The 6,000-nt window shown below is 76.1% G+C and carries 6 protein-coding genes; all 6 read right to left on the bottom strand.

What is annotated here, in order from left to right; translation table 11 throughout:
• Positions 1 to 6: 6 nt before the first annotated feature.
• A complete protein-coding gene (locus AB0E96_RS08930; RefSeq protein WP_359820385.1) occupies positions 7 to 1,632 on the bottom strand; it encodes a hypothetical protein in 1,626 nt (541 codons plus the stop codon).
• Between the two features lie 55 nt (positions 1,633 to 1,687).
• Complete coding sequence (locus AB0E96_RS08925; RefSeq protein WP_359820382.1) at positions 1,688 to 1,855, bottom strand: SflA family class IV lanthipeptide; 168 nt, start codon at positions 1,853 to 1,855, stop codon at positions 1,688 to 1,690.
• Positions 1,856 to 2,050: 195 nt separating this feature from the next.
• The gene (locus AB0E96_RS08920; RefSeq protein ID WP_359820380.1) at positions 2,051 to 2,962 is read right to left on the bottom strand and encodes a squalene/phytoene synthase family protein; all 912 of its coding nucleotides are present in this window, start codon (positions 2,960 to 2,962) and stop codon (positions 2,051 to 2,053) included.
• Between the two features lie 162 nt (positions 2,963 to 3,124).
• Positions 3,125 to 3,670, bottom strand: coding sequence for a hypothetical protein (locus tag AB0E96_RS08915; RefSeq protein ID WP_359820378.1), 546 nt, complete (start codon positions 3,668 to 3,670; stop codon positions 3,125 to 3,127).
• A gap of 227 nt (positions 3,671 to 3,897) precedes the next feature.
• Positions 3,898 to 5,136, bottom strand: a complete 1,239-nt coding sequence (locus AB0E96_RS08910) for a styrene monooxygenase/indole monooxygenase family protein (RefSeq protein ID WP_359820375.1) — start codon at positions 5,134 to 5,136, stop codon at positions 3,898 to 3,900.
• Between the two features lie 153 nt (positions 5,137 to 5,289).
• Positions 5,290 to 5,952 carry a pyridoxamine 5'-phosphate oxidase family protein gene (locus AB0E96_RS08905; protein WP_359820372.1) on the bottom strand — a complete coding sequence of 221 codons (663 nt, stop codon included), beginning with the start codon at positions 5,950 to 5,952 and terminating at the stop codon, positions 5,290 to 5,292.
• Between the last annotated feature and the right edge of the window lie 48 nt (positions 5,953 to 6,000).

Below are 6,000 nucleotides of genomic sequence, written 5' to 3'. Positions count from 1 at the left end.
CCACCGTTATCTACCCGCAACCCGCAACACTCTTCCCCTCCCCCCCGCTCTTCCGTTGTGTGCCTCGGTCGGCCGCCCACCCACCCCCCCGGGGGGCAGGGCCCGCCGGGCCGGCAGGGTCCCCGTCCGCAGGCGGGCCGCCGCGGCGGCGCGGCGCGCCGGATCGAAGCTCAGCAGGCCGTCGACGAGCTCCGCCGCCGGGTGCCCGGGATCCGGGAGGGCGGCGCGCAGGCAGGCCAGGGTGCGGTCGCGGTTGGTCGCCGGGTCCGGGTCGATGACCACCGGGTCGAGCCCGGTGAGGGCGTGGTGCAGGGTGGCGCCGAGCGCGTAGTGGTCCTCGGTGGGGTCCTCGCCGGTGGCGCCCGGCAGGCCGTACCCGGCGGTGCTGCCCGGCGGGCGGCGGCCGGCCAGGGCGCTCACGCCGAAGTCGACCAGGGCGGGCCGGCCGTCCCGGTCGAGCACCACGTTGGCCGGTTTGAGGTCGCAGACCACCACGCCGCGCGCGTGCACCGCGTCCAGCACCCGCAGCAGCCGGCGTGCCAGCGTCCACCAGTCCCGTCCGCCCGCGGCACCGGCGTCGGCGGCTGCCGGGCCCTCCGCGCCGTACGGGCCGGAGGTGAGCACCTCGCGGCGCAGGTCGATCCGCCCGCAGGCGGTGCTGACCAGGTACTCGTCGGTGCCGTGCCGGAAGTAGTCGACCACCGCGGGCACGCCGGGGACCCCGGCCAGTGCGTCGAGCACCCGGTGCTCGTGCCGCAGCCGGCCCCGCGCGTCGGTGCCGTCGCCGTCCTCGGCGACGAAGGCCCGGGCCTGTTTGACCACCACCTCGCGCCCGGTGGCGAGTTGGACCGCCCGGTAGACGTGGCCGCTCGGCGCGCGGGTGATGCCCGCGGTGATCCGGTAGCGGCCGGCGCCGATCCGGGTGGTCGCCGGGCGGGCGGGGCCGCCGGGCGTTTCGAACGGGTCGCCGGCCCACGGCGGTCGGCGGTAGCGGGCCTCGGCCAGGCCGGGGAACAGCGAGCCGTCCGGGCCCGTCATGCCGGCCCGGGCCTCGTCGTCGGTGACCCGGAACGGCCCGTAGCGGTAGTGCACCGGCGCGTCCGGCCGGACGCGCCGGTCGCTGACCACGGCCGGGCCGTCCCAGCCGGCCAGTACCTGAGCCAACTCCGTTCCCAGCGCGCGGACTTCCTCTGGTCGGGGGTAGACCGTGACGGCCTTGCCGACGGCGGCGGCGCCGCACCGGCCGCTGTTCAGCTCGTGGAGCGCCACCGCGCTGACCGCGAACTTCACGTCGCAGACCCGGCCGAGCAGGATCGGGAGCACCGTGTCCAGCAGCGCCGCGAACCCGTCCGGACGGGCGGACAGGTGCAGTTTCCAGCCGTGGGCGAGTTCCGGCATCCTCGGGTCCCGCAGGTACCACCACTGGCCGTCGGTGCGCAGCGGGCGGCGGGGGCCGGGCGCCCGGGCGGCCAGGTCCTCGGCCCTGCGCCGCAGTTCCTCACCCGGCGCTTCGGGCGCGGGGTCCGGCTGCCGGGCCGGCGCTTCGCTCCGGCCGGTCTCAGCGTCCCTCCGCCGGGCCGCCGCCTCCGGACGGCGGGCCCCGGCGGAGCCGGGGTCGGGTGGTGCGTTCATGGTTCCGTCCTCCCCCGGTCCACCGTGGTCCGCCGTCCGTCGGGATCCGGGTGGATCAGGAGTTGAACTCACAGGGGAAGCGGGTCGGGACGTAGGTCACCCACGGGTCGGCGAGGCAGGCGACCGGGGTGAGGTCGGCGTCGAGCTCGTCCTCGAAGCGGATGGCGTCCTCGTCGATCTCCAGCAGGCCGGCGTCGCGAATGTCGGTCATCAGGGCACTCATGGGGGCCTCCCAATGATTGGGGTCGATGGATCCTGCGCGCTGAGCGGGCTCATGCTAGTCAGCCCCTCGGGGCCGGGACAGAGCGCTGACGGACGCGCCGGATCGGATACGACAAAGGGCGGTTCCGTTTGTGGACGCCGGAGTCCCCCGCCCTCGGCGGGGGCACCCGCGAGGGCCGGTCGGCCCCGGGACCGGTCAGCCCCGGAGGCGGCGGGCCCGGAGGTACTCGCGGGCGAGCAGGCGCAGCGCCGCGGGCTTGGCCGGGCTCGCCGAGCGGCGCAGCAGGGCGCCGAGATCGGCGCGGGCGGCGGCGCCGGTGAGCTCCTCCACGCCGACGATGCAGCGGACCATCGGCCGGTGGGCGGGCGGCACCCGGTCGATGACGGCCCGGCCCTCGGCGAGGGTCCGGTCGGCCCGGCCGAGCAGGTCGGCGAGCAGCGCCCGGACGGCGGGCAGGTCGCGGCCCCGTTCCAGGTCGGCGCGGGTGACGCCGTGCTCCGCGAGGGTCTGCACGGGGACGGTCAGCCGGCCGTCGGCGAGGTCCTCGGCGAGGTCGTTGACGAAGTCCAGCCGCTGGCTGCCGTCGATGAAGGTGCGGCAGGCGGCGCGGTAGTCGCCCTGGTCGCCGTCCGGTCCGATCAGGGCGGCGACCACCATGAAGGCGGGCAGTGAGTAGCCGTCGACGTAGGCCTGGTAGTCCTCCTCGGTGGCGAAGCCGGTGAAGTCCAGGTCGGCTCCGGCCGCGGCGAGGAAGTCCGGCACCCGGTCCCGCAGGACGGGGTGGGCGCCGGCGCTGTGCAGCAGGGGGCGCAGCTCCGGGTCGTCGGTGCGGCCGGCGGTGAGGCTGTCGGCGACCTTCCGCTGCCAGTGGGCGGACGCCGCCCGGCGTTCGGCGAGCGGGCCGCTGTCGAGCAGGGTGTCGGTGCGGTGCATGAAGGCGGCGGCGGCGATCACGTGCGGGACCATCGGGGCGGGCAGCAGCAGCTCGGTGGCGAGCGCGACCTCCCGCTTGTACCGGGCGACGAGCTCCCGCTGCCGGCCGTAGTCGGCCCGCAGCCCGGCCTCCCGTATGCCGGCCGCGTCCAGCGCCCGCTCCCACCTGCCCACTCGGTCCACCCCATCGTTCGTTCGACGGGGACCGAGCGTAGCCGGTGGGAGCGGCGGCACCTATTCGGGCCCGGTCGCGCGCCGGCCCTGCACCGGCCGTCGCCGCCGGCCGTCGCCGACGGGCATCGCCGCCGGTCCGCGCCCCGGGCCGGGTGCCCGGTGTCAGCGCTGGCGGATCGTGGCGAAGCCGCAGGCCGGGGTGCAGAGGGTGACGATGCCGCTGTAGCGGTAGGTGGTCCGGCCCCGGGTGACGCTGTGCACGGTGTGCTTCTCCCGCAGGTTGGGTTCCCGGCAGCGCGGGCAGGCGGCGCCGACCGGGTCTCCCCACGGACGGTTCGGGTTGAGCTTGACGGCGGAGACGACCAGCAGGAGGGCGGCCACGCCCGCGCCGCCGAAGCCGATCACCCGCCACGTGCCGTTCCCGGACTCCCGGCGGTCGATCATCTCGTCGTAGGAGTAGGTGCCCCCGCCGCCGTGGTTGGACCAGATCCGGCACTGGCTGTGCCGGGTCATGGTCGTGCCGTCGCAGGTCGGCGCGGAGTTCGGGTCCGCCTTGCCGACCACCAGCGCGAGGAAGAAGCCGAGCGCGATCAGCAGGCCGAACACGACCACGGCGACGGTTCGGCTGCGCCCGGTGTGCAGCCGTTTGCGCTCGTTGTACGCCGTATCGATCACAGCCTGGGCCGTGTTGCCGCCGTCGACCGCCACTGCTGTTCCCCCGTTGTCCGCGTCGCCCCTCCGGCCCGGGTCCCGGGCCGGATGCCCCCCGGCCGTCCGGGGGGCGAGACGAACCCACCACGAACGACGACCGCCTGTACGGGACTTGGTACGTTCTTGACCTTTCTCCCGCCCGCCGCACCGACCGGCTGCCCGCACCGACCGGCTGCCCGCCGCGCCGGTCGTCCGCCGCGCCGGCCGTCCGTCCGTCCGCCGCGTCAGTCCGCCACCGCGACCGAGTCCAGGTAGGCGGCCGCCCTGGCCGGGTCGAAGTACCACTCCTCCAGGTCCGCCGGGTCGTTGAAGGCGTTGGCGAACCGGTGCGCCACGGCGGGCAGTTCGCCCCCGGCGGCGAGGAGCTGGAGGACGCGCGGGGGCGGCGGGGCGAGCAGTTCGTTGCTCCAGGTGGTGGCGGGGGCGGCAATCCGCCAGAAGCCGTCGAAGGCCCCCTGCTGGAAGGCCCGGTCGAAGGGCTTGTCGCCGTGGGCGAGGATCGCCTCCAGGTAGACGGCCGCGCACTTGGCGGCGTTGTTGGAGCCCTGGCCGGCGATCGGGTCGTTGAGGACGACGACGTCCGCGACGCCCAGCACCGTTCCGCCGCCGGGCAGTTCGCCGACCGGGTGGCGCACCGCCGGGGTGAAGCGTCCGGCCAGGGTGCCGCCGGCGTCGGTGAGTTCGACGCCGGCGCGGGTGCGGTCGTACTCCCACGGGGTGAAGGCCTTCATCAACTCCAGGGTCACCCGCAGGTGTTCGGCCGGGTCGCGGATCCCGTCGAAGGCGTCCGCCGGGCCGCCGGGCAGGGCCTCCCAGATCATGATGTCGCAGGGCCCGGCCTCGGTCAGCGCCGGCACCATGAAGAGCTCGCCGACGCCCGGCACCAGGTTGCAGCGCACCGCCGGGTAGTCGTGCTCGGGGCGCGGCCCGAGGCCGTGCACGTAGCTGGCCGCCAGCGCGCGCTGCGGCCGCTCGTACGGGGAGCGCTCGTGGTCGCGCTCGAACAGGGAGGCCAGTGCGCCCTTTCCGGAGGCCACCAGCACCAGGTCGTAGGAGCCGACCAGGTTCTGCAGGTCGGCCGCGGTCACCTGGCGCAGCTCGACCCGCCCGCCGCGTTCGGCGAACAGCTCGAGCCACGCGGACATCTTCAGTCGCTGGTCGACGGACTGCGCGCAGGCGTCCAGCCGCCCCACCCAGTCGATCGCGCGCGCCGGCTCCGGCCCGGCGACCGACACCCCGAGGCCCTCGATCTGCGGGGCCCGGTCGGCCCACAGGTCCAGGCCGAGGGCCCGCTCGGTGCGCAGCGCGGAGTCGAACATGCACTGGCTGGACATGACCCGCCCGCCGCGCACCTCCTCCGGGCCGCGGTCGGTCAGCACCGTCACGTCGTAGCCGTGCGCCTGCAGCCCCAGCGCCAGTTGGAGTCCGGCCTGCCCGGCGCCGACGATCAGAACTCTGCGCATCGCCCCTGCTCTCCTGGTGGTCGTCCCGCACGGCCGCCCGGACGGCCCGGCCGTCTCCGGTCTGCTCTACCAGTCATCCCCTCGCCCGTCCACGGGCCGGACGCACCTCCGCGCGGCGACCGTCACCGCGGACCGGGCACGGCGGGGCGGTCCTCAGCCCGAGACCAGGCGGCGGCCGCTGATCTCCTCCGGGCGGATCCGCACCCAGCGCGGCCGGTCCCCGCCCGCCCAGGGGGCGGCGCCGGGCAGGCCGGCCAGGCGCTCCAGTTCGGCGGGGTCGTCCACGTAGTGCGCCGGGCCGAGGGCGAGCACGCTCCAGCCCCGGCCGAGGTACTCGTCGATGTGGTCGACCTGGAAGGAGACCGCGGCGCCCTCCTCCGGTGCGGATCCGCCGCCGTGCTCGCCGGTGCGGTAGGCGAAGGAGCCCTGGTCCACCACGTAGTTGACCGGCAGGACCACCGGGCCCGGCTCGACCGGCAGGGCGATCCGGCCGATGCCGTGGCCGCCGACCAGCTTCCAGCACTCCGGTTCGGTGAGGTCGAGCAGCCGGGGGCGGGGCCCCGGCCCGCCCTGGCCGGGCGGGGCGTCGGCACGGCCGGTCCGCAGCTCGGCGGGGGTGCTGTCGAGGGCGGCGGCGACCCGGACGAAGCCTCCCGGGTCGAAGCCGGGCCCGGCGTCCAGCAGGCACCGCAGGTAGCGGGGGGCCATCGCGGCCCGGTTGGCCAGGGCCTCCTCGCTCAGGCCCAGCTGCTCGCGCCGTTCGGCGATCCGACGGGCCACGGCGGCGGGGTCGGCGGGGTCGGCGGTGTCGTTCACGGTGGTGACTCCTCGGCTGGCCGGGGGCCGTCGGGCCGCGCCCGGGCG

It is taken from the genome of Kitasatospora sp. NPDC036755, from assembly GCF_040636595.1.
In the GTDB taxonomy this organism is placed as follows: domain Bacteria; phylum Actinomycetota; class Actinomycetes; order Streptomycetales; family Streptomycetaceae; genus Kitasatospora.
This window is presented reverse-complemented; position numbering and strand designations above follow the sequence as displayed.